Source organism: Sphingomonas sp. Leaf407 (assembly GCF_001425385.1).
Taxonomy (GTDB): Bacteria; Pseudomonadota; Alphaproteobacteria; order Sphingomonadales; family Sphingomonadaceae; genus Sphingomonas.
The window spans coordinates 1,047,120-1,068,883 of record NZ_LMQO01000001.1 but is presented as its reverse complement, the minus strand read 5'-3'; the positions used below and the strand labels follow the sequence as shown (position 1 = coordinate 1,068,883).

Sequence of the window (21,764 nt, the reverse complement as noted above, 5' to 3'; positions counted from 1 at the left end):
CGATGCGCAACGCCATGTCGGTCGACGTCGAGGACTGGTTTCAGGTCGGGGCGTTCGAAACCGTGATCGACCGTCGCGACTGGAACGGCCTCGAACACCGGGTCGAGGCGAACACCGACGCGGTGCTCGACCTGTTCGCTGAGGCAGGTGTGCAGGCGACGTTCTTCACGCTCGGCTGGGTCGCCGATCGCTTTCCCGCGCTGATGCGGCGGATCGTCGCGGGCGGGCACGAAGTGGCGAGCCATGGCTATGACCATGCGCGGGTGTTCACTTTTACGCCCGACCAGTTCCGTGCCGATCTGGCGAAGGCGCGTACCGCGCTGGAGGATGCCTCGGGGCAGGCGGTGACGGGCTATCGCGCGCCGAGCTTCTCGATCGATACGCGCACGCCTTGGGCGCATTCGGTTCTGGCGGAGGCGGGCTATGCCTATTCGTCGTCGGTCGCGCCGGTCCGGCATGACCATTATGGCTGGCAGGGCAGCCCGCGCGCGATCCATCGCCCGCTGGCCGACGCCGAGCTGATCGAATGGCCGATCACGCTCGCGCGCGTCGCCGGGCGCGACGTGCCGGCGGGGGGCGGCTTCTTTCGCCTGTTGCCCAACCGGGTCGTCGAACGCGCGGTCGAGCGGAGCAATGGCGACGATCGCCACCCGGCAATGTTCTATTTCCATCCATGGGAAATCGATCCCGGCCAGCCGCGCGTGGCGCGCGCGCCGCTCCGGTCGCGCATCCGCCATTATTCGCGGCTGGGCGCGATGGCGGGAAAACTGCGGCGATTGCTGGCGGAGCATCAATGGGATCGCAGCGACCGGATCGTCGCCGCGCATGCGGCCGGCCTGTGAACGCGCCCGTCACCATCATCCAGTCGGTTCGCACCGCTGCGCTGGGCGACCCGGCCGAGCGGGCGCGGATCGATGCGTTCGTGATGGCGCATCCCGACGGCACACCGTTCCACCTGCCCGAATGGGGCGAGGCGACGGCGGCGGGCTGCGGCCAGTCGTTCCGCACGCTGCTGGTCGAGGGTGGTGACGGTGCCTTGCTGGGGCTGCTGCCGCTGACGCATGTCCGATCGCCGTTGTTCGGTGCGGCACTGGTATCGACCGGGTTCGCGGTCGGTGGCGGCGTGCTTGCGATCGATCCGGCGGCGGCGCAGGTGCTGGCCGATGCCGCGATGTCGCTCGCGGCCGAGCTGACCGTGCCGACGATCGAGCTGCGCGGCGGGCCGGCACCGGCGGGAGCGGGATGGAGCTTCGACGATACGCGCTACCTCGGCTTCGTCCGCGATCTTGCCGCCGATGACGATGCCGAACTGCTCGCCGTCCCCCGCAAACAGCGTGCCGATGTGCGCAAGGCGCTGGCGATGCCGTTCGCGGTCGCGATCGGTCGCGATGCGACGGCGCGGTCCGATCATTTCCATGTCTATGCCACCTCGGTCCGCAACCTCGGCACGCCGGTATTCCCCAAACGCCTGTTCGCCGAAGTGCTCGACCGCTTCGGCGAGCGTGCCGACATCCTGACCATCGCTCATAAGGGCCAGCCGGTCGCCAGCGTCCTGTCGCTTTACTGGCGCGGCATGGTCTATCCCTATTGGGGCGGCGGTACGGCGGCGGCGCGGGGATTGCGCGCGAACGAGCGGATGTATTTCGAACTGATGCGCCATGCCCGTGCCAAGGGGTGTACCCGGTTCGACTTCGGCCGGTCGAAGGTCGGCACCGGGCCGGCGGCCTACAAGAAGAACTGGGGCTTCGTGGGCGAGCCGCTCGGCTATCCGACATGGACGGCTTCGGGGGCGGCACCGCGCGATGCCAGCCCGCTCAACCCGCGCTACCGGGCCAAGATCGCGGCGTGGCAGAAGCTGCCGCTGCCGATCGCCAACCGCATCGGGCCGTGGATCGCAAAGGGGCTGGGGTGAGCGACATCCTGTTCCTCACCCATCGCACGCCCTATCCCCCCGATCGCGGCGACAAGGTACGCAGCCACCATGTCCTGAAACATCTGTCGACTCTCGGCCGGGTGCATCTGGCGACCTTTGCCGACGACGACCGCGACCTCGGTCATGAGGCGGCGCTCGGGACATGGTGCGCGAGCGCGCAGGTGATCCGCCGGACCAAAGGCAATCCGCGTGCCGCGCTCGAGGCGCTGGCGACCGGCCGCCCGGTGTCGCTGACCGCGTTCGATGCGGCGGCGATGCGGCGCGCCGTCGCCGGGCTGCTGGCCGCCCGGCGCTATGCAGGCATCTATGTCTATTCGGGGCAGATGGCGCAGTATCTGCCGGGCGACGCGCGCTTCGTCATGGATTTCGTCGACGTCGATTCGGCCAAGTTCGCCGGCTATGCCGACAGCGCCCGGCCGCCGCTGCGCTGGATGCTCGCCCGCGAGGCGCGGTTGCTGGGACGGTTTGAGCAGACGGTTGCCGAGCGGGCGATGGCGACGCTGCTGGTCAGCCGGGCCGAGGCCGACCTGTTCGGCGCAGGCGAGCGTGTCGTCACGATCGAGAACGGGATCGACACCGGCTTCTTCGATCCGGCGATCGTCGAGCTGGTCGCGAGCGATACGCCGCTGATCGTCTTTACCGGGCAGATGGACTATCGCCCGAATATCGATGCCGTCCGCTGGTTCGCGCAGGACGTGTTGCCGATCATCCGCCGGACGCATTCGACGGCCCGCTTCGCCATCGTCGGTCGCAAGCCGACGGCGGCGGTGCAGGCGCTGGCCGGCGACGCGGTGATCGTGACCGGCGAGGTCGCCGATGTGCGCGGCTGGATCGCCGCCGCCCGTGTCGTCGTCGCGCCGCTGCTGCTGGCGCGGGGCATCCAGAACAAGGTGCTCGAAGCGATGGCGATGGCGCGCCCGGTCGTCGCGTCGACGGCGGCGGCCGAAGGGATCGACCATGGCGGCACGCTGCGCGTCGCGGCCGATGCCGCCGCTCATGCCGGCGAGGTCGTACATCTCCTTGACGATCGGAGCGCGGCCGATGCGCTCGGCGCGGCGGCGCGGGCGCGGGTGATCGCGCGCTATGGCTGGGATACGTGTCTTGCACCGCTTGGCGGCTTGATGGGGTTGCCGTCGGCTGGCAACCGGATCGCGGCATGACGATCGCGCTTTCCTCTGGCCCGGCCAAACCGCGCACCGCCGATGCGGCGTGGCGGGCGAGCCTGCTGGCGCTCGCCGGGCTGTGGGTGGCGTTGTTGCTGCTGTTCCGCCGCGATGTCGGCGATGTCGTCGGCATCTGGTGGAATTCGACGACCTATGGCCATTGCCTGTTCGTACCGCCGATCCTCGGCTGGCTGGTGTGGCAACGCCGCGCCGATCTTGCGCAGGTGCGGCCCGCCGCATGGGCGCCGGGACTGTTATGGGTCGCGGCGGGCGGAGTCGTCTGGCTGATCGGTGAGGCGGCGGCGGTCGCGTTGTTCCGTCATGCCGGGCTGGTCCTGCTGCTGCAGGGCGCGGCGATCACCCTGCTCGGGCGGCGGGTCGCGCAGGGGCTGGCGTTCCCGCTGGCCTATATGGCGTTCCTCGTGCCGTTCGGCGACTTTCTCGAACCGAGGTTGCAGGCAGCGACGGTCGATATGACGATGCCGCTACTGCATTTGCTGGGTGTGCCGGCGCGGGTCGACGGGGTGCTCATCACTATTCCGGGGGGCTACTTCGAAGTCGCGGAGGCGTGTTCCGGGGCCAAGTTCCTGATCGCGATGGTGGCCTATGGTGCGCTGGTCGCCAACGTCTGCTATGTCGGCTGGCGGCGGCGGGCGGGGTTCATGGCGATGGCGATCGTCGTGCCGATCCTCGCCAACGGCCTGCGCGCGGCGGGGACGATCTATGCCGCGCATCTGACCTCGGTCGAGGCGGCGACCGGGTTCGACCATATCGTCTATGGCTGGGTGTTCTTCGCGCTGACGATGGCGGCGGTGCTGGCGCTTGGCTGGCGCTGGTTCGATCGCGATCCCGACGCGCCGTGGTTCGATGCCGCGCGGCTGGCCGGCCTGCCGATGCGGTCGACCGACCGGTCGCTGGCGGCCGGCGCAGTGCTGGGCATCGCGGTGGCCTTTGCCGCATGGGGGCATGTGATCGACACGCGGGCGCAGCCGCTGCCGCAGCGGATCGACCTGCCCGCCGTACCCGGCTGGCAGCGGGTGGCGATCACCGGCGAGCCATGGGTGCCCCATTATCCCGGTGCGGACCATTTCCTGATCGGGCGCTATGGCGATGGGCAAGGGCGGCAGGTCGACATGGCGATTGCGGTTTATGGATCGCAGGGCGAGGGGCATGAACTGGTGGGTTTCGGACAGGGTGCGATCCGCGAGAACGACCGCTGGGTCCGTGTTGCCGATACCGCGCCGATCGCGGGCGGTGCGGCGCTCAGGATGGCTGCGCCGGGGCCGGTCGAGCGTGAGACAGCGACATGGTATCGCGTGGGCGACGTCGTCACCGGCGATCCCGACCGAGTGAAGCTGGAGACGTTGAAGGTGCGATTGCTGGGCGGGCCACAGCGCGGCGTCGCGATACTGCTGTCGGCGCAGAAGGATGCGCACGAGCCACGCGCCGCGATCTCCGCGTTTCTGAAAGCGGCAGGGCCGGTCGCGGCGATTGCCGATCACGCGGCGGGGATGCGCTGAGATGTGCGGTATCGCCGGGCTGTTCTATCCCGTCACTCCCAAGCCGGTCGATCCCGCCCGGATCGCGGCGATGTGCGAGGTGCAGGCGCATCGTGGCCCCGACGGGTCGGGGGTGTGGACCGATGCCGGCGTCGGGCTCGGCCATCGGCGGCTGTCGATCATCGATGTCGCGGGCAGTCCGCAGCCGATGGCGTTGCCCGACCGGTCGGCGGTCGTGACCTTCAACGGCGAGATCTACAATTTCGCCGAGGTCCGCACCGAACTGCGGGCGAAGGGGGCGGTGTTCGTCACGCAGGGTGATACCGAGGTGCTGCTCCACGCCTGGGCGGCGTGGGGGCCGGACATGCTGGCGCGGCTGAACGGCATGTTCGCCTTCGCGCTCTATGATGCGCGCTCGCGGTCGCTGTTTCTTGCCCGCGACCGGATGGGGGTGAAGCCGCTCCATTATGTCGAGTTGAGCGACGGGGCGGTGGCGTTCGCTTCCGAGCTTAAGGGGCTGCTCGCGCATCCGCTGGTGCGGCGGACGCCGCATGTCGCGGCGATCGAGGATTATATGGCGTTCGGCTATGTCCCCGACGACACCAGCATCGTTGCCGGGGTGCGCAAGCTGCCCGCCGGGCATTTCCTGCTGTTCGAACGCGGGCGGGCGGTGCCGGCCCCCACACGCTGGTGGGACATCGATTTCTCGAACCGGGCGAAGGGCAGCGCGCGCGACCTGTCGGCCGAACTGACCGAATTGATGCGGCAGGCGGTGCGGTCGCGGATGGTCGCCGACGTGCCGCTCGGCGCGTTCCTGTCGGGCGGGGTCGATAGTTCGGCGGTGGTCGCGCTGATGGCCGAGGCGAGCCGGCAACCGGTCAAGACCTGCACCATCGGCTTCGACGAGGCGGGGCATGACGAGCGCGGGCCGGCCGAACTGGTCGCGCGGCGCTTCGCGACCGAGCACCGCGTCCGCACCGTCGCGTCGGACGACTTCGCGCTGATCGACCCGCTGGTCGCGGCGTTCGACGAGCCGTTCGCCGATGCCTCGGCACTCGCGACCTACCGCGTGTGTGCGCTGGCGCGGGAGAATGTGACCGTCGCGCTGTCGGGTGACGGGGCGGACGAGGCGCTGGCGGGGTATCGGCGGTATCGATTCCATGCCGTCGAGGAGCGCGTCCGCGCGCTGTTGCCCGAAGGCGTGCGCGGATCGGTGTTCGGTACGCTCGGCCGGATGTGGCCCAAGGCGGACTGGGCACCGCGCCCGCTGCGCGCCAGGACGACGCTGCTGGCGCTGGCCGAGGGGGGCGAGGCAGCCTATGCCCGGGCGGTCGGGGTGACGACGCCGGCGGTGCGCCAGCGGCTGTACAACGCCGCCACCGCGCAGGCGATCGGCGGGTATCGCGCCGAGGAACGCTATGTCGCGGCGATGCGCGAGGCACCGGCGCGCGACGGGCTGGACCGGGCGCAATATGCCGATTTCCGCCACTGGCTGCCCGGTGACATTCTGACCAAGGTCGACCGGACCAGCATGGCGGTGGGGCTGGAAGCACGCGAGCCGCTGCTCGACCACCGGCTGGTCGAGTTCTGCGCCACGCTGCCTTCCGCGATGCGGTTGCGTGGTGGCGAGGGCAAGTGGCTGATGAAGAAGGCGCTGGAGCCATGGTTGCCGCGCGAGATCCTCTATCGACCGAAGATGGGGTTCGTGACGCCGATCAGCGCGTGGTTCCGGGGGCCGCTGGTCGACGAGGCGGCGGGGCTGGCGCGCTCGCCGGTGCTGGCGGCGTGGTTCGATCCGCATATGATCGAGCGGCTGGCGGCCGACCATCGCAGCGGGCGCGCCGAACACGGCCGGACACTGTGGCAGTTGGTGATGCTGGAGCGGAGCGCGAGGCGGCTTTTCGTTTGAAAACAGGGGGTTACAGGCGGATGATTGCATGATCTGTCAGCTTTAATTCCCTCCAAAGTTTACGAAGTTTACACTAACGGCGTGTTCGCAGCAGGTGTTGCGCTTGCCATCGACCCACTCATTTCGGGTGAACAGTGCTTCGCACTGTTCACCCGAAACTCTTGTCAGGGAGGGGAGAGGGTTGCGATCCTACTCAGGTGGCGTGGTGTAGGACAGCGGGGGCGTCAGCGGCGTTCGCTGATCCAGCGGATGAAGCTGTCGGTCCAGGTGCGGCGCGAACTGTCGGCCGGGCTGTGCAGCGCGCCCCAGCCATGGCCACCGTTCTCGAACAGATGCGCTTCCACCGGCACTTTCGCGCGGCGACAGGCGGCGATCATGTCGAGCGACTGGTCGACCGGCACGGTGCCGTCGTCGATCGAATGGGCGAGGAACACCGGCGGGGTCTGCGTGGTCACGCGCGCAGGGATGTCATAGCGGGCATAGACCGCGTCCTCCGCGTTCGGCCCGGCGAGATTGTCGCGCGATCCACGGTGCGACATGGTGCCGATGTTCGTCACCGGATAGACGAGGCCGGTGAAGGCGGGGCGCGCCGACTGGCGGTCCGCTGTGTCGAGGGGCGCATAGACCCGGTCGTCGTGCGCCACCGTGACCGACCCGGCGAGGTGCCCGCCCGCCGAGAAACCGCAGACGCCGAGCTTGGCCGGATCGATGCCATAGCGGGCGGCATTGGCACGGATCAGCCGCATCGCGCGCTGCGCATCCTGTAGCGGCACGTCCTGCCGCTGTGCCCAGCCTTCGCCGGGCAGGCGATAGGCGAGCGCGAACACGGTGATTCCGGCCGGGTTCAGTGCCTTGGCGACATCGATCCCCTCATTCTCGATCGAGACGAAGCCATAGCCGCCACCGGGGATCGAGAGGACGGCGATGCCATTGGGCCGGGCGGGGCGGAACACGCCGACGACCGGTTCGGCGACGCCGCGCAGCCACAGTTCGCGCGTGCCCGGCCGGCCGTGCATCGACGGGGCATAGGCGGGCAGCGTCGCCGGGCTGCCCGGCGGGCGGCCGGGCCACAGCCGGAAATGTTCGCGCGGCGGCCACGCGGTCGGTGTCTCGCCACCCTGCACCGTGGCGGCACGGGCGGCGACGGGCAGGGCGATGGCCGCCCCCAAGATGGTGCGCCGGTCGATCGTCATGGCATGGTCCCTCTCGCTGTGTCGCTTTGCCGCCGATTGTATCGGTTGCGGCGCGGGGGTCAAAGCGTCTCGATCGCTCTCGACAATCGCCGTGGGTGCGATAGACCTTTGGCACATGCCGGTGGGGACCGGCGACACGGGGGGATGGTTCGGTGCGGCGGATGCTATGGGCGGGGTGCGCCCTGACGGTTTTGACGATGGCGGCGACGGCACGGGCGAGCGAGACGCCGCTGTATCAGCCCGCGCCGGCATGGATCGCGGCGGCGCCGGCCGCCCCGACCGGCGAGGGCAGCCCGCCGGTCATGCTGGTCGATATGCAGCACCGGATCGAGGACGGGCGGCTGTGGAGCTATGCCCGTCAGCAGACCCGGATTGCCACCAGCGAGATGCTGTCGCAGGCGGCGACGCTGACGCTGCCATGGGCGCCGGACAAGGGCGACCTGATCGTCCACGACCTTGCTATCCTGCGCGACGGCAAGCGGATCGACCTGTTGGCGCAGGGGCAGAAATTCACCGTGCTGCGCCGCGAGGAATCGCTCGAACAGCGCGAATTGACCGGCATCCTGACCGCGACGATGGCGGTCGAGGGGTTGCAGGTCGGCGATGTGCTCGATCTGGGCTTCTCGACGACCGAGCGCGACGGTGCTCTCGGCGGGCGGGTGCAGGACGTGACCCCGCTGATTGCGGCGCCGGCGCGGATCGGCGCGGGGCGGGTGCGGTTTTCGTGGCCGACCGCCGCCGCGCCGAAATGGAAGCTGCTTGCCGATGGCGTGACCGCCACCCCGGTGAAGAACGGTGCCTATACCGAGCTGACCATCGCGCTGCCGCTGGCGAAGCCCAAGGAGATGCCCGACGATGCGCCGAGCCGCTATCGCCATCCGCCGCTGATCGAGCTGGCGACCTTTGCCGACTGGGCCGATGTGTCGCGGACGTTCGCGTCGCTCTATGCCTCCGACGGGCTGATCGCGCCGGGCAGCGCGCTTGCCGGAGAGGTGGCGGCGATCCAGACGGCGGAGGCGACGCCGATCCGCCGGGCGCAACGCGCGCTGGAGGTGGTGCAGGACAAGATCCGCTATCTCGCGGTCGGCATGGACGGCGGCAATTACGTGCCGCAGAAGCCAGCGCGGACGTGGGACGTGCGCTATGGCGACTGCAAGGCCAAGACGCTGCTGCTGCTGGCGATGCTCAAGGCGATGGGGATCGAGGCGGAGGCGGTGGTCGCCAATGTCGGCGAGGGCGACTTCGTCCCCGAACGCCTGCCGAGTGCCGCCGCGTTCAACCATGTGTTCGTGCGCGCGACGATCGACGGGCAGTCGCTGTGGCTCGACGGGACCGGCAGCAACGCGCGGATGGCCGACATCCGCGATACCCCGCCGGCCGGTTATGTCCTGCCGCTTCGCGCCGGTGGGGCGACGCCCGAGCGGATCGTGACCCGCGCCAATGCCCGGCCGATGATCGACCTGACGATCGATGCCGACGAGAGCGGCGCGGTCGACCTGCCGAGCCCGTTGGCGATCACCGCCACGATCCACGGGCAACTGGCCAGCATGTTGCGGATGGCGAAATCGCAACTGGGCGCCGAGGAGCAGCGCGACCTGCTGAACGGGATGTTGCAGCAATGGATCGGCGAGGGGCAGTTCGCCGACGTGACGCTGACCGCCGACGGGCCGAGCGGCGACATGGTGGTCAGGGCGACCGGCGTCACGACCACGCCGTGGCGCAGCGAGGACCGACGGCGCAAGCGTTCGCTCACCTATCGCTACGCGAATTTCGGCTTCGCGCCCGATCGGAGCCGGCCGGAATGGACCGGCATCCCGGTGGTGGTGCCCGCCCCGACCGGCATCCACAGCCTGCTGCGCGTGAAACTGCCCGAGGGTGGGCGCGGCATGACGCTGGAGGGGACGGGCGACGCCGACCTGCGCGTCGCGGGGTTCGTGGTGAAGCGCACCACGCGGCTGTCGAACGGCGTGCTGACGATCGACGAGCGGGTCGATTCGACCGGCGGTGAAATTCCCGCCGCGCAGGTCGCCGCCGAGCGCGACGCGGTGGCGACGATGCGCGCGCAACTGCCGCAGCTGGTGGCCCCGGCCGATACGCCGCGCCGCTGGACGCTGACCCCGGCGGCGATCGCGGGATCGGGGCAGGTCAAGGCGATCCGCGCGGTGTTCGCCAAGGCGATCGCCGACGATGTCGAGGAACCGAGCGGCTATACCAGCCGGGCGACGTTCGAGAGCGCGATCGGCGACCGCCGCGCGGCGCTGGCCGATCTGACGAAGGTGATCGGCATCCAGCCGTCGGTCGACCTGTATCTGCAACGCTCGCAGGTCCATGCCAGGCTGGGCGATCCGGTACAGGCGCTGGCCGATGCCGAACGGGCGCGGGCGATTGACCCCGCGTCGTTCACCGCGATCGGGCAGGTCGCGCAGATGAAGGCGGAGTCGGGCGACCTTGCCGGCGGGCTGGCGCTGCTCGACCAGCGGATTGCGCTGGGCGGTGAATCACGCGTTCCGCTGCGCCGGATGAAGGCGACGCTGCTCGGGGATTTCGGCGCGGCGGCGGAGGCGGTCGCGCTCTATGACACGTTGATCGGCGAGAAGCCGGGGTCGCCGCTGCTGCTCAACGGCCGCTGCTGGGTGAAGGGCACGCGCGCGGTGATGCTCGATACCGCGCTGAAGGACTGCACCGCCGCGATCGAGCTGAGCGACGACACCGCCGCCGCGCTCGATAGCCGGGCGATGGTCTGGTATCGGCTCGGCCGTTATGCCGAGGCGATGACCGATGTCGACACGGTGCTGGCCGATCATCCCGATCATGCGTCGACCCGCTATCTGCGCGCCGCGATCCTGAAAGCGACGAAGCGCGACGGCGAGGCGGCGGGGGAACTGGCGATCGCCCGGCGGCTTTCGCCGACAATCGACCGTGAATATGCACGCTACGGGTTCAAGCTGTGACTTCACCCCACCCTTCCGGGGAGGGGTGAAAAGGAAAACGGCGGGGGATCGCTCCCCCGCCGTTTCCTTGGTCCAGACTTCTTCGACGGATCAGTCGTTGAAGATCTTGCCCCATGCGCGCTTCGGACGGTCCTTCCACGCGCCGCGATGATAGGCGTCCGAGGCGAGGAGCGGCATGACCGATCCGGCTTCGGCGAACACCATCTGTTCGAGCGTGGTGTCGACCTTGCCCCAGCTCGCCGCTTCCTTCAGCGTCGACGACGAGCAGGCGCCGTCGCGCACGTCGGCGACGGTGATCTGCACCGCGTACTTGTGCATCTCGACATCGTCGTGACCGAGGATTTCGGCGCAGACGACGGTGTCCTGGATGAAGTTCTTCGGCACACCGCCGCCGATCATCAGCAGGCCGGTGGTGCCCGCCTTGATCTTGATGTCGGTCAGTTCGCGGAAGTCGGCGATGGCGTCGAGCACCATGTACGGCTTGCCTTCCTTGGCGCGCTCGACCTGATGCTTGACCAGACCGAACCCGGCCGAGCTGTCGACGAACGCCGGGCAGAAGATTGGCACGTCATGCTCATAGGCGAGCTTGACGAGGCTGTTGTCCTTCTTGCCATGCTCGACGAGATACTTGCCCATCTCGCGGATGAACGCGCGCGACGAATAGGGCTTGGGTTCGAGCGAATTGGCGATTTCACCGATGGTGTGATCGCAATCCTGGAGCTGTTCCTCGTCGATGTAGGTGTCGTAGATGCGGTCGATGTAGAGCGACCGCAGCACGTTGTCGTCGGGGATTTCCAGCGCCTGATAGTGCTTGTGGCCGAGGCCTTCGAAGAAATCCATGTCGACGATCGACGCGCCGGTGGCGACGATGCCGTCGATCATGTTCGAGCGCAGCAGTTCGGCGTACAGGTCCATGCAGCCGCCCGCCGAGGTGGAGCCGGCGATGACAAGAAAGATCGAGCAGTCCTTGTCCTCCAGCATCTGGTTGTAGATGCCGGTGGCGCGCGCGAGGTCGCGGCTGGTGAAGCTCATCTTGCCCATGGCGTCGATGATCGGGCGCGCGTCGAACGTGGTGATGTCGATATGTTCGACGGTGGTCGAGAGCAGCTCGGCCTTGCGGGTGTCGTTGATCGTCGTGTCGGTCATGATGGTCCCATCATCATCGATAAGCCGTCGTCGTTAAGGGGACGCGGAAACCCGGGTGGCCTCCTGCCCGCGCATGGGGAAGGAGCCAGAGCGGGCCGCATAGCGCCAATGCCATGCAAAGCCCAGCCCCGGCCCCTCCCGCACGGCGCGGGAAGGGGGAGGCATCTGGTTAGAACGAAGCGGTTACAGCTTGACGACGTTGTTCGCGACGAACGCCGGCATCGCTTCGAGTTCGATGTACATCGACTCCATCGGCTCGTCGTCGGTCACGACCGTCTCGCCGTTGCCAAAGCCGTTGAACGCGGTACGCATCGCCGAGCCATAGGCGCCGAGCATGCCGATCTCGAAATAATCGCCGCTGCGGGTATCGGCCGGAAGCGGGAACGGACCCTTCATCTGGTCGATGTCGTCGCAGGTCGGACCCCAGAAGCTGAAGTCCATGTCGCGCGCGTCCGATTCCGGCTGGCGGAGCAGTTGCACCGGATATTTCCAGCCGATGTGCGCCGCATCGAACAACGAACCATAGGCACCGTCGTTGATGAACAGCTCGTTGCCACGACGATGTTCGACGCGGACGACGACCGAGGCATATTCGGCGCACAGCGAGCGGCCCGGTTCGGCCCAGAGTTCGGCCGAATAGCTGACCGGCAGGCTTTCGAACGCGCGGTGGATCGTCTCGAAGAAACGCTCCAGCGGCGGCGGGGTCATGCCGGGATAGCGCGACGGGAAGCCGCCACCGACATCGATCACGTCGACGGTGACGCCGGCATCGACGATAGCGGCGCGGACGCGCTCCATCGCGTTGCTGTAGGCGTCAGGTGACATCGTCTGGCTGCCGACGTGGAAGCAGATGCCGAGCGCGTCGGCGACCTGACGGGTCGCCATCAGCAGCTCGCGCGCCTCGCCTGGCCCCACGCCGAACTTCGAGCCGAGCGACAGCTTGGCATATTCGGACGACACGCGCATCCGCACGCACAGCGTCAGATCGGTCGCGCCGTTGGTGGCGGCCACGATCTTGTGCAGTTCGTCCATGCTGTCGAGCGAGAAGGTGCGCACGCCATGCTCGAAATAGGCTTCGGCAATCGCTTCCGGGGCCTTGATCGGGTGCATGAAGTGACAGGTCGCGTCCGGCAGCGTCGACTTCACCAGTCGCACTTCGCCGATCGACGCGGTGTCGTAATGTTCGATGCCGTTGTCCCACAGGACCACGAGCAGATCGGGCGACGGGTTCGCCTTCACCGCATACATCGAGCGGCCCGGAAACTTCTCGACGAAGAATCGGGCGGCACGCGCGGCGGCGTGGGGGCGAACGAGCGTGACCGGTTCGACCGGTCGGCGCTCTGCGATGTCGATCCCGCGCTCGAACGAGGAGTCACGGGCGATAAAGGGGGCAGCTAGCCCCAGCGCGCTATAGTGCTTGGCCAATTCAAGGGACCTCCAATTGCCTTTCGGCATACGGTGACAAAAGCTGCCTTGCGGTTGGAAGTCCCATGGGGCAGCGGAGGCGCGATCTATGACCCCGGTCCCATGATGTAAAGTGGTTCTGCGACGGAAAGAGCAGTTTATGACGATTTTACGACAGCCGACCCGCGCCGGGGTGCGCGACGCCGCCGCGAAGATCGCGGCGATTCTGCCGCAGTCGCCGCTTTTTGCGATCGAAATCAACGGGGTATCGGTTGCGTTCAAGGCGGAATCCTTGCAGCCCGTCGGCGCGTTCAAGCTGCGCGGGGCGTGGCATCGGTTGACCGCTTTGAGCGACGAAACGAGGGCGCGCGGCGTCGTCGCCTTCTCCTCTGGCAATCATGCGCAGGGGATCGCCTGGGCGGCGAAGCGGCTGGGGATGCCCGCCACGATCGTGATGCCGGCGGATGCGCCGCGCGTGAAGCTGGAGGCGACGATGGCATTGGGCGCGGAGGTGGTCCGCTACGACCGGGCGAGCGAGAGTCGCGAGAAGATCGCGGCACATCTGGCGCATGCGCGCGGCGCGGTGCTGGTGCCGAGCTTCGACGACCCGTGGGTGATCGAGGGGCAGGGATCGGCGGGGATCGAGGCGGCGCAACAGATGGCCGCCGCCGGTCTGCCCGCGCCGGGCCGGGTGGTCGTGCCGTGCGGCGGCGGCGGGCTGGCGGCGGGCATCGCACTGGCGCTGCCCGATGCCCGGATCACCGTCGCCGAGCCGGAGGGGTGGGACGATATGCGCCGTAGTCTGGCGGGCGGGGCGATCGAACCGGTCGGTGCCAATCCACCGCCGACCGCGTGCGATGCGCTCCAGACGACACGGGTGGCCGAGCGGACGTTCGAGGTGCTGGCGGCGCGCGGCGCGACCGGGGTGGCCGTCAGCGAGGCAGCGATCGCCGAGGCGCAACGCTGGGCGGCGCGACGGTTGCGGCTGGTGGTCGAGCCGGGCGGGGCGGTGGCGCTGGCGGCGATCCTGACCGGGCAGGTGGCGGTGGAACCGGGCATGCTGGTGCTGCTGTCGGGCGGCAACGTCGACATGGCCGATTATGCGAAGGTGCTGGCGGCATGAGCGGGGGGCAGGCGGGCACGCTGCTGTCGATCGTGATGATCGCGGCGCTGCTGCTGTGCGTCGGGGCGTTCAAGCTGTGGCGGCGCGGCGAACGGGGCAAGGGCGCGCTGATGTTCACCTGCGCGCTGGTGATGGTGGCGAATGTGGCGATCTGGACGGTGTAGGGTTCGATCGACGGTTACGTCGAACCGACAGCGACATTGCTCCCCTCCCTGACGAGGGAGGGGCTGGGGGTGGGTCGGCTCGCGAGAAAAGGGGTGCGTTCCACAACCGGCCAACCCACCCCCGCCCCTGTCAGGGAGGGGAGAAGTCGAGCGCTTCGCATCAGGCTGATACGATTTGGTTTCAATACTCGCGTAGCGCGCTCGGCTGGGCGGCGCGTTGGCGCATCGTCTGGTCAGTCAGGTTCGCGGTCGCCGCGTCGATCTGTGCCCATTCCGCGCGGGTGCGGCAGGTGCGCCTGGGCATGATCGTGCCGGTCGCGACATCGCGGCGACAGATTTTCTTTTCCGGCGGCGGCGCGGGCGCGGTCTGGAGGGCGGCGGCGAGGAACAGGGCGGTCAGCATGGCGGGTTCCTGTAACGGAATGTTGCCGGCTACCGTAGGGCGTTCAAAGAATATGGCAAGATTGATAGCGGGTGGCGGCGCGGCGAAGCCGCGCCGTCGGTCGGCACGGTCGTGCCGCCGGCCGGGCTCGCCGCTGGCGCGCGGATTAGCAACGCTAATCCGCTGCGGCGAGCCTCACTTGATCGGCGAGTTCGGGTCCAGCCGCATGTCCAGATACCGGTCCACGCTGCCCATCAGTTCGGGCATCTCGTTCTGGAAGAAGTGGTTGGCGCCCGGGATCGTGTCGTGATGGATCGTGATGTGGCGCTGGGTGCGCAGCTTGTCGACCAGCTTCTGGGTGGCGGCGGGAGTCACCACCTCGTCGGCATCGCCCTGGATGATGATGCCTGACGACGGGCAGGGGGCGAGGAAGGTGAAGTCGTACATGTTCGCCGGCGGCGCGATCGAGATGAAACCGCGGATTTCGGGGCGGCGCATCAGCAACTGCATGCCGATCCACGCGCCGAAGCTGACGCCCGCGATCCACGTCGTCTGCGCTTCGGGGTGGAAGCTCTGCACCCAGTCGAGCGCCGAGGCTGCGTCCGACAGTTCGCCGACGCCGTTGTCGAACGTGCCCTGGCTCTTGCCGACGCCACGGAAGTTGAAGCGCAGCGTGGCGAAGCCGCGCCGCTGGAACGTCTTGTAGAGTTCCTGCACCATGCGGTTGTTCATCGTGCCGCCCGACGAGGGGTGCGGGTGGAGGATCATCGCCACCGGCGCGCGCGGGCGCGGCGCGGGAGCGAAACGGCCTTCCAGTCGACCTTCGGGACCGGGGAAGATGACTTCGGGCATGGGACGTCCTGTAGATGCGGGGGCGCGGCAATGGCGCAAAGATGGTTGGCGGCTATATAGGACCAACGATCCCACAAGCAATCGGAACGGCCCCGTTTTGACGAAGCGCATCTATCTCGATCATGCCGCGACCACGCCGATGCGCCCGGAGGCGGTGGCGGCGGTGATCGACGGCATGGCGCGCTGGGCCAATCCGTCCAGCCCGCATGCCGAAGGGCGCGCCGCCCGGCGGGCGCTGGAGGAGGCGCGGGCGCGGATCGCGACGGCGCTGGGGTGGGACGGCGAGGTGATCCTGACCGGCGGGGCGAGCGAGGCACTCTCGATCGCGCTGCGCGGTGCCGGCCGGACCGGGACGATCGTGACGAGCGTCGAGCACGACGCGGTGTTGCGCGTGGCGGAGGGGCATGGCCGGATGCCGGTCGGTGCCGACGGGCTGGTCGACCTGCGCGACGGGTCATGGCTGTCGCATGCCACCGACCGGTTCGTCATCCAGTCGGCGAACAGCGAGACGGGCGTGCTGCAACCGCTGGACGTGATCGACGCGCGGCGGCGCGAGGACTGGATCGGGCGGCGCATCACGTTGCTGGCCGATTGTTCGCAAAGCGCGGGCAAGCTCCCGCTGCCGCCCGCCGACCTGATCGTGGTGTCGGCGCACAAGCTGGGCGGGCCGCCGGGCATCGGCGCGCTGCTGGTACGCGACCTGTCGCTGCTAACCCCGACCGGCGGGCAGGAACAGGGCTATCGCGGCGGGACCGAGAATCTGCCCGCCGCGCTGGGCTTTGCCGCCGCGCTGGAGGCGCCGCGCGACTGGTTCGACCGGGCGGTAGCGCTGCGACGCGATCTCGACGCGGTGGTGCGGGGCAACGGCGGCGAGGTGATTGCCGACGCATCGCCCCGCATCGCGACGATCGCCGCCTATCGCCTGCCCGGACGGTCGGCGGCGGCGCAGTTGATGCGGCTCGATTCGGCGGGGTTCGCGGTGTCGGCGGGGAGCGCGTGTTCGTCGGGGACGCTCAAGACCAGCCATGTGCTGGGCGCGATGGGTATCGACGCGAAGGCGGCGAGCGAGGTGATCCGCGTCAGTTTCGGCTGGACGACGACCGCCGACGAGGTCGAGCGGTTCGCGGCGGCGTGGAAAGCGATGGCATGACCTATCTCGATTATCAGGCAACGACGCCGCTCGCGCCGGAAGCGTTCGAGGCGATGGTGCCGTGGCTGCGTGATTTCCACGCCAACCCGCATTCGCCGCACCGCGAGGGCCGGCGGGCGAAGGCGGCGGTCGAGGTGGCGCGCGATCAGGTGCTGGGTGCGCTGGGCGGGGATGCGGCGGCGGGGCGGCTGTTCTTCACCGGTGGTGCTACCGAGGCGGCGAACTGGGCGATCGCTGGGACCTTCGCGAAGGCCGGGCGGCCGAAGGTGGTGATGATCGCGACCGAACATGCCTGTGTCCTCGATAGTTGCCGGGCGGTGGGCGCGGAGGTCGTGGTGCTGCCGGTGGGACGCGACGGGCTGGTCGACCGCGCGGCGGCGCTGGCGGCGATCGACGGGCGGACCGCGCTGGTCGCGGCGATGCTGGTCAATAACGAGATCGGCGTGGTCCAGCCGATCGCGTGGCTGGGCGGACTGGCGCGCGCGGCCGGCGCGGTGATGGTCTGCGATGCGGTGCAGGGGTTCGGGCGGGTGCCGCTGCCGGTCGATGCCTGCGACCTGATCGCGGTGTCGGCGCACAAGGTTCATGGTCCGAAGGGGATCGGTGCGCTGTGGGTGCGGGCAGGGGCGGAGCCGGCGGCGATCCTGCATGGCGGGGGGCAGGAGGGCGGTTTGCGATCGGGCACGCTCAGCCCGGCGCTGTGCGCGGGGTTCGGCGCGGCGGCGGCGCTGCTGAAGGACGACGATCCGGCGCAGGTCGAGGGATTGTGGCGCGCGGCGCGGGATGTGCTGGGGCCGGAGTGGGTGCTGAACGGTGCGGCCAATGCGCGCTATCGCGGCAATCTGAACGTGCGGATGGAGGGGCTCGATGTGGCGCGGTTGATGAGCGAGTGCCGCACGCTGGCGTTTTCGGCCGGATCGGCCTGTGCCAGCGGATCGGGGCGCAGTAGCCATGTGCTGCGCGCAATGGGGCTGACCGAGCGCGAGGCGCGATCGTCGATCCGCATCGGCTTCGGCCGCTATACGAGTGAAGAGGAACTGGTGATGGCGCTGGAAACCATCGACCTAGCAGCGCGGAGCCAGTGGTGATGATCGTCCATCTGACCGGGCCGGACGGGCGGAGCGAGGCGGTACGCGGGGCGGCGGGCGACCGGCTGCTCGATTTGGCGCAGGCGTATGATTTTCCGCTGGAGGGGACGTGCGGCGGGCAGATGGCGTGTTCGACCTGCCACGTCATCGTCGATCCGGCGGATCATGCGCGACTGCCCGCACCCAGCGAGGAGGAGGAGGACATGCTCGATTTCGCCGCGAACGCGGTCGCGACCAGCCGGCTGGCGTGTCAGATCGTGCTCGACGAGTCGCTCGATGGCCTGCGCGTGCGGGTGCCGGCGGGGGCACGCGACGCGCGGCGGTAGTCGACGGCATAGGCGATCAGCGCGCCGGCGGCGTAGGCGATGAAGTCGTGGGTATCGAAACCGCTGCCCAGCACGGTGCGCGCCAGCCGGTTTTCGCCGAGGCCGATGTGGTCGAGGACGTGGAAATACTGGCCGAATTCGATCACGACCGCGATGGCGAACGCGGTCAGCGCGGCAGCGGGCACCGATAGCCGGGTGACGGCGCGCAGGGCCGTATAAACGAGGATCACCGCTAGCGTATCGCCGACATAGGGGCGGACGATCCGGTCGCGGACGAACAGCGCGATTCCGATCTCGACGATCAGCAGCACGATCGTTGCCAGCGCATATCCCCGGTGCAGTCGCATCGCTCGTTCCCCTCGACGCCGTCCTGCCGTGCGGCGGGCCGCGACGCAACTGCTTGCCCCGAAGCGCCGCGCGCGCGTAAGGACCCGCGATGACCGTGAACGTCGATATGGGGACGGACCCGGCGGGCAAGACCGTTCCCCTTGATCTGGAAGAACTCCTCGCGACGCGCCTGCTGGTGCAGGGCAATTCGGGCTCGGGCAAGTCGCACCTGTTGCGCCGCCTGCTCGAACGCAGCGCCGGCCATGTCCAGCAGGTGGTGATCGACCCCGAAGGCGATTTCGTGACGCTGGCGGGCACCTACGGCCATGTCGTGATCGAGGCCGCCGACCATAGCGAGCGCGAGGTTGCCCGATTCGCCACGCGCGTGCGCGAACATCGCGCCTCGGTCGTCCTCAGCCTCGAAGGGCTGGAGGCCGAGGGGCAGATGAAATGCGCCGCCGCGTTCCTGAACGCGCTGTTCGATGCGCCGCGTGAACACTGGTATCCCGCGCTGGTAGTGGTCGACGAGGCGCAGTTGTTCGCCCCCGCCGGTGGTGGCGAGGTGGCGGAGGACGTCCGCCGTGCCTCGCTGTCGGCGATGACCAACCTGATGTGTCGCGGGCGCAAGCGCGGCCTGGCCGGCGTGATCGCGACGCAGCGGCTGGCGAAGCTGGCCAAGAACGTCGCGGCCGAGGCGTCGAATTTCCTGATGGGGCGCACCTTCCTCGACATCGACATGGCGCGCGCCGCCGACCTGCTGGGGATGGAGCGGCGGCAGGCGGAGGCGATCCGCGACTTGCAGCGCGGGCATTTCCTGGCGCTGGGGCCGGCAGTGTCCAGGCGTCCGCTGTCGATCAAAATCGGCGCGGTGCAGACCTCGGCACGCAGCGGCAGCCCCAAGCTGACCCCGCTGCCCAGCAGCCCGGTGGCGGACATCAAGGACCTGTTGATGGCCCCGGTCGAGGCGATGCTGCCGCTCGGGCCGCCGATCCGCCATGTCGCCCCGCCCGAGGACGTGATCGCGGCGATCGCCACGCCGCCACGGCCGGTGGTCGCGCCCGACCTGCCCGAGCGATCGACCGACGAAACCGACACGATCGTCGCCGAGGTATTGAAGGCGCTGGTCGAGGACGAGGGCGATCAGCCGCGCGCGGCGGCGGTGCTGTATCAGGATTTCGACGTGCGCTGCCGGATGGTCGGGCTGGCCAGGCCGCCGCTCGACCTGCCCGGATTTACCCGTCGGCTGGCGTGCGCGCGCGCGGGCATCTTCGCCGCGCCCGAGGACGAATGGGCGCAGGCGCTGGCGATCGCCGAGGTGCTGCCCGACGACATGCTCGGCGCGTTCATGCTGATCGCCCGCGCCGCGCGCGAGGGGCGGCCGTGCCCGAGCGACATGGAGATCGCGCGGACCTATGGCACCAGTTCGATGGGGCGGGTGAAGCGGCTGCTCGCCTATATCGAAGGGCGCGAGCTGATGGTCAGCCGGATCGATCTGGCGGGGAAGCGATCGATCGCGTTGCCGCATCTGGGCTGGACGACGGAGGCGGCGGAGGCGGCGTAGGGAAGCGCGGCCTTCGCCTCTGGTTCAGTTCGAGGCCGACGACACGCCACTCTTCGTCATTCCCGCGAAGGCGGGAATCCATATACGCAACGGTCTTGCATACACCGAAACGTTGGCGGCTATGGATTCCCGCCTTCGCGGGAATGACGAGAAATGCGGTACAATCCGTTCAGATTACGTCCTCGCGTAGCGATCCTTCAACAACCGCCATGCCGCGCGCAGGCCGCAGGCTTCGCCGCCCTTCGCGCGGCCCGGTTTGGCGGCGGCGCGCCATGCGAAGGTGTCGAGATGCGCCCAGGCCACGCCCGGGTCCACGAACCGGCGGAGGAACAGCGCCGCCGTCACCGCGCCGGCCATGCCGCCCTCGGGGGCGTTGACCATGTCGGCGATGTCCGACTTGAGCATGTCGTCATAGCCGTCCCACAGCGGCATCCGCCACAACGGGTCGTGCTCGGCGGTGCCGGCCGCCAGCAGGTCGGCGGCGAGCGAGTCGTCGTTGACGAAGGTGGCGGGCAGGTCGGGGCCGAGCGCCACCCGCGCCGCGCCGGTCAGTGTGGCGAAATCGATCAGCAGGTCGGGTGCGGCCTCGCATGCCTTGGTGAGCGTATCGCCGAGGATCAGCCGCCCTTCGGCATCGGTATTGGTATTTTCGACGGTCAGCCCCTGGCGACTGTTCAGCACGTCGCCGGGGCGGAAGCTGTCGGCCGACACGCTGTTCTCGACCGCCGGGACCAGCAGGTGCAGCCGGACCGGCAGGCGCGTCTCCATGACCAGCGAGGCGAGCGCCAGTGCGTGCGCCGCGCCGCCCATGTCCTTTTTCATCAGCCGCATGCCGGCCGAGGGCTTGATGTCGAGGCCGCCGCTGTCGAAACACACGCCCTTGCCGACGATCGCGACACGGGGATGCGCCGGATTGCCCCATGTGAGTTCGATCAGGCGGGGCTCGCGGCCCTTCGCCGCCGCCTTGCCGACGGCGTGGATCATCGGATAGCCGGTTTCCAGCTCGTGGCCCTGCGTGACGGTGAGCGTCGCGCCGTGGCGGTCGGCAAATTGCCGGGCGTGGGCGGCGAGTTCGGCGGGGCCGAGATCGGCGGCGGCGGTGTTGACGAGATCGCGGACCAGCGCGGTCGCCCGTGCCTGTCGCAGCGCTTCGTCGATATGCGCGGGTTCGCTCGACAGCAGGATGCGCGGGGCGTCGTCCTCGGCCTTGCGGTAGCGGGTGAAACGGTATTGCGCGGTCGCCCAGCCGAGCTTCGCCGCGCCGGGGTTGCCACCGGCGAGGCGGTAGTGGCCGGCGGGCAGCAGCGCGGGCAGGTGGGCGAGGCACCATGGCGACAGCGCCGTGCCGTCGGCGACGATGGTCGCGACCGACCAGTCGTCGGGCTGTTCGCCGGGCAGGATCGCGACCCTGCCCGGCTTGGCGACCAGTCGCTGCGCGGTGGCGGCGGCGCGGACACGCGACGGTTGCCCGGCAAACCAGGTGTCGAAGCCGCTACGGTCGATCAGATGGATGGCGCGGGCGTCCTGCCCCCGGTCGGCGATGATCGTCGGTGTCATCGCCGCGATGTAGGGCGGGGGTGCCCTCGCGCGCAA

Annotated in this window: 19 protein-coding genes; 12 read left to right on the top strand and 7 right to left on the bottom strand. The window is 69.0% G+C overall.

All coding sequences use genetic code 11. The features are described from left to right. The first annotated feature begins 2 nt into the window (after window positions 1–2). The 5 genes from ASG37_RS04780 to ASG37_RS04760 are packed head-to-tail and all read left to right on the top strand — an operon-like array spanning window position 3 to window position 6,504. Window positions 3–842 (top strand): XrtA system polysaccharide deacetylase, encoded by an 840-nt coding sequence (locus ASG37_RS04780; protein WP_055756535.1) that lies wholly within the window; start codon window positions 3–5, stop codon window positions 840–842. Further along, complete coding sequence (locus tag ASG37_RS04775) at window positions 839–1,912, top strand: FemAB family XrtA/PEP-CTERM system-associated protein (protein ID WP_055756534.1); 1,074 nt, start codon at window positions 839–841, stop codon at window positions 1,910–1,912. The genes ASG37_RS04780 and ASG37_RS04775 overlap by 4 nt, the downstream gene beginning before the upstream one ends. After that, window positions 1,909–3,093, top strand: a complete 1,185-nt coding sequence (locus ASG37_RS04770) for a TIGR03087 family PEP-CTERM/XrtA system glycosyltransferase (protein WP_055756531.1) — start codon at window positions 1,909–1,911, stop codon at window positions 3,091–3,093. The genes ASG37_RS04775 and ASG37_RS04770 overlap by 4 nt, the downstream gene beginning before the upstream one ends. Next, a complete protein-coding gene (xrtA, locus tag ASG37_RS04765; RefSeq protein ID WP_055756529.1) occupies window positions 3,090–4,616 on the top strand; it encodes an exosortase A in 1,527 nt (508 codons plus the stop codon). The genes ASG37_RS04770 and xrtA overlap by 4 nt, the downstream gene beginning before the upstream one ends. 1 nt (window position 4,617) lies before the next feature. Beyond that, window positions 4,618–6,504 carry an XrtA/PEP-CTERM system amidotransferase gene (locus ASG37_RS04760; RefSeq protein WP_055756527.1) on the top strand — a complete coding sequence of 629 codons (1,887 nt, stop codon included), beginning with the start codon at window positions 4,618–4,620 and terminating at the stop codon, window positions 6,502–6,504. Between the two features lie 224 nt (window positions 6,505–6,728). Here ASG37_RS04760 and ASG37_RS04755 read toward each other — a convergent pair whose 3' ends face one another. Beyond that, window positions 6,729–7,697, bottom strand: coding sequence for an alpha/beta hydrolase (locus ASG37_RS04755; protein WP_055756525.1), 969 nt, complete (start codon window positions 7,695–7,697; stop codon window positions 6,729–6,731). A 197-nt stretch (window positions 7,698–7,894) separates the two neighbouring features. On the opposite strand from ASG37_RS04755, the gene ASG37_RS04750 reads away from it, so the two are divergent. After that, complete coding sequence (locus tag ASG37_RS04750) at window positions 7,895–10,648, top strand: DUF3857 domain-containing protein (protein WP_235525215.1); 2,754 nt, start codon at window positions 7,895–7,897, stop codon at window positions 10,646–10,648. Window positions 10,649–10,738: 90 nt separating this feature from the next. Here ASG37_RS04750 and ASG37_RS04745 read toward each other — a convergent pair whose 3' ends face one another. Both ASG37_RS04745 and ASG37_RS04740 read right to left on the bottom strand, forming a co-directional pair. Next, the gene (locus tag ASG37_RS04745; RefSeq protein WP_055756521.1) at window positions 10,739–11,794 is read right to left on the bottom strand and encodes a 1,9-bis(guanidino)-5-aza-nonane synthase; all 1,056 of its coding nucleotides are present in this window, start codon (window positions 11,792–11,794) and stop codon (window positions 10,739–10,741) included. Window positions 11,795–11,977: 183 nt separating this feature from the next. Then, window positions 11,978–13,219 (bottom strand): type III PLP-dependent enzyme, encoded by a 1,242-nt coding sequence (locus ASG37_RS04740; protein ID WP_082448342.1) that lies wholly within the window; start codon window positions 13,217–13,219, stop codon window positions 11,978–11,980. Between the two features lie 139 nt (window positions 13,220–13,358). Here ASG37_RS04740 and ASG37_RS04735 point away from each other — a divergent pair, with 139 nt between their 5' ends. Both ASG37_RS04735 and ASG37_RS17880 read left to right on the top strand, forming a co-directional pair. Then, window positions 13,359–14,321 (top strand): threonine/serine dehydratase, encoded by a 963-nt coding sequence (locus ASG37_RS04735; RefSeq protein WP_200909786.1) that lies wholly within the window; start codon window positions 13,359–13,361, stop codon window positions 14,319–14,321. After that, window positions 14,318–14,485, top strand: a complete 168-nt coding sequence (locus ASG37_RS17880; RefSeq protein WP_200909784.1) for a hypothetical protein — start codon at window positions 14,318–14,320, stop codon at window positions 14,483–14,485. Before ASG37_RS04735 ends, ASG37_RS17880 begins: the two co-directional genes overlap by 4 nt. Window positions 14,486–14,666: 181 nt before the next feature. On the opposite strand, the gene ASG37_RS04730 is transcribed toward ASG37_RS17880, so the two are convergent. Further along, window positions 14,667–14,888: a hypothetical protein gene (locus ASG37_RS04730; protein WP_055756514.1), complete on the bottom strand. Its 222-nt coding sequence runs from the start codon at window positions 14,886–14,888 to the stop codon at window positions 14,667–14,669. A 174-nt stretch (window positions 14,889–15,062) separates the two neighbouring features. Further along, on the bottom strand, window positions 15,063–15,719 hold the full coding sequence (locus ASG37_RS04725; RefSeq protein WP_055756512.1) for an alpha/beta hydrolase: 657 nt from the start codon (window positions 15,717–15,719) through the stop codon (window positions 15,063–15,065). 139 nt (window positions 15,720–15,858) lie between these two features. On the opposite strand from ASG37_RS04725, the gene ASG37_RS04720 reads away from it, so the two are divergent. From ASG37_RS04720 to ASG37_RS04710, 3 genes are read left to right on the top strand one after another with little or no spacing between them, the layout of a single operon-like run. Next, on the top strand, window positions 15,859–16,869 hold the full coding sequence (locus ASG37_RS04720) for a cysteine desulfurase family protein (RefSeq protein WP_055757333.1): 1,011 nt from the start codon (window positions 15,859–15,861) through the stop codon (window positions 16,867–16,869). Continuing rightward, on the top strand, window positions 16,866–17,957 hold the full coding sequence (locus ASG37_RS04715; RefSeq protein WP_055756511.1) for a cysteine desulfurase family protein: 1,092 nt from the start codon (window positions 16,866–16,868) through the stop codon (window positions 17,955–17,957). The genes ASG37_RS04720 and ASG37_RS04715 overlap by 4 nt, the downstream gene beginning before the upstream one ends. Beyond that, window positions 17,957–18,283, top strand: a complete 327-nt coding sequence (locus ASG37_RS04710) for a 2Fe-2S iron-sulfur cluster-binding protein (RefSeq protein WP_055756508.1) — start codon at window positions 17,957–17,959, stop codon at window positions 18,281–18,283. Before ASG37_RS04715 ends, ASG37_RS04710 begins: the two co-directional genes overlap by 1 nt. Here ASG37_RS04710 and ASG37_RS04705 read toward each other — a convergent pair. Then, window positions 18,208–18,630 (bottom strand): DUF2809 domain-containing protein, encoded by a 423-nt coding sequence (locus tag ASG37_RS04705; RefSeq protein WP_055756507.1) that lies wholly within the window; start codon window positions 18,628–18,630, stop codon window positions 18,208–18,210. The genes ASG37_RS04710 and ASG37_RS04705 overlap by 76 nt on opposite strands. Before the next feature lie 89 nt (window positions 18,631–18,719). Here ASG37_RS04705 and ASG37_RS04700 point away from each other — a divergent pair, with 89 nt between their 5' ends. Then, window positions 18,720–20,171, top strand: a complete 1,452-nt coding sequence (locus ASG37_RS04700) for an ATP-binding protein (RefSeq protein WP_055756504.1) — start codon at window positions 18,720–18,722, stop codon at window positions 20,169–20,171. Window positions 20,172–20,345: 174 nt separating this feature from the next. On the opposite strand, the gene ASG37_RS04695 is transcribed toward ASG37_RS04700, so the two are convergent. Next, window positions 20,346–21,728 carry a leucyl aminopeptidase family protein gene (locus ASG37_RS04695; RefSeq protein ID WP_055756503.1) on the bottom strand — a complete coding sequence of 461 codons (1,383 nt, stop codon included), beginning with the start codon at window positions 21,726–21,728 and terminating at the stop codon, window positions 20,346–20,348. Window positions 21,729–21,764: the final 36 nt, after the last annotated feature.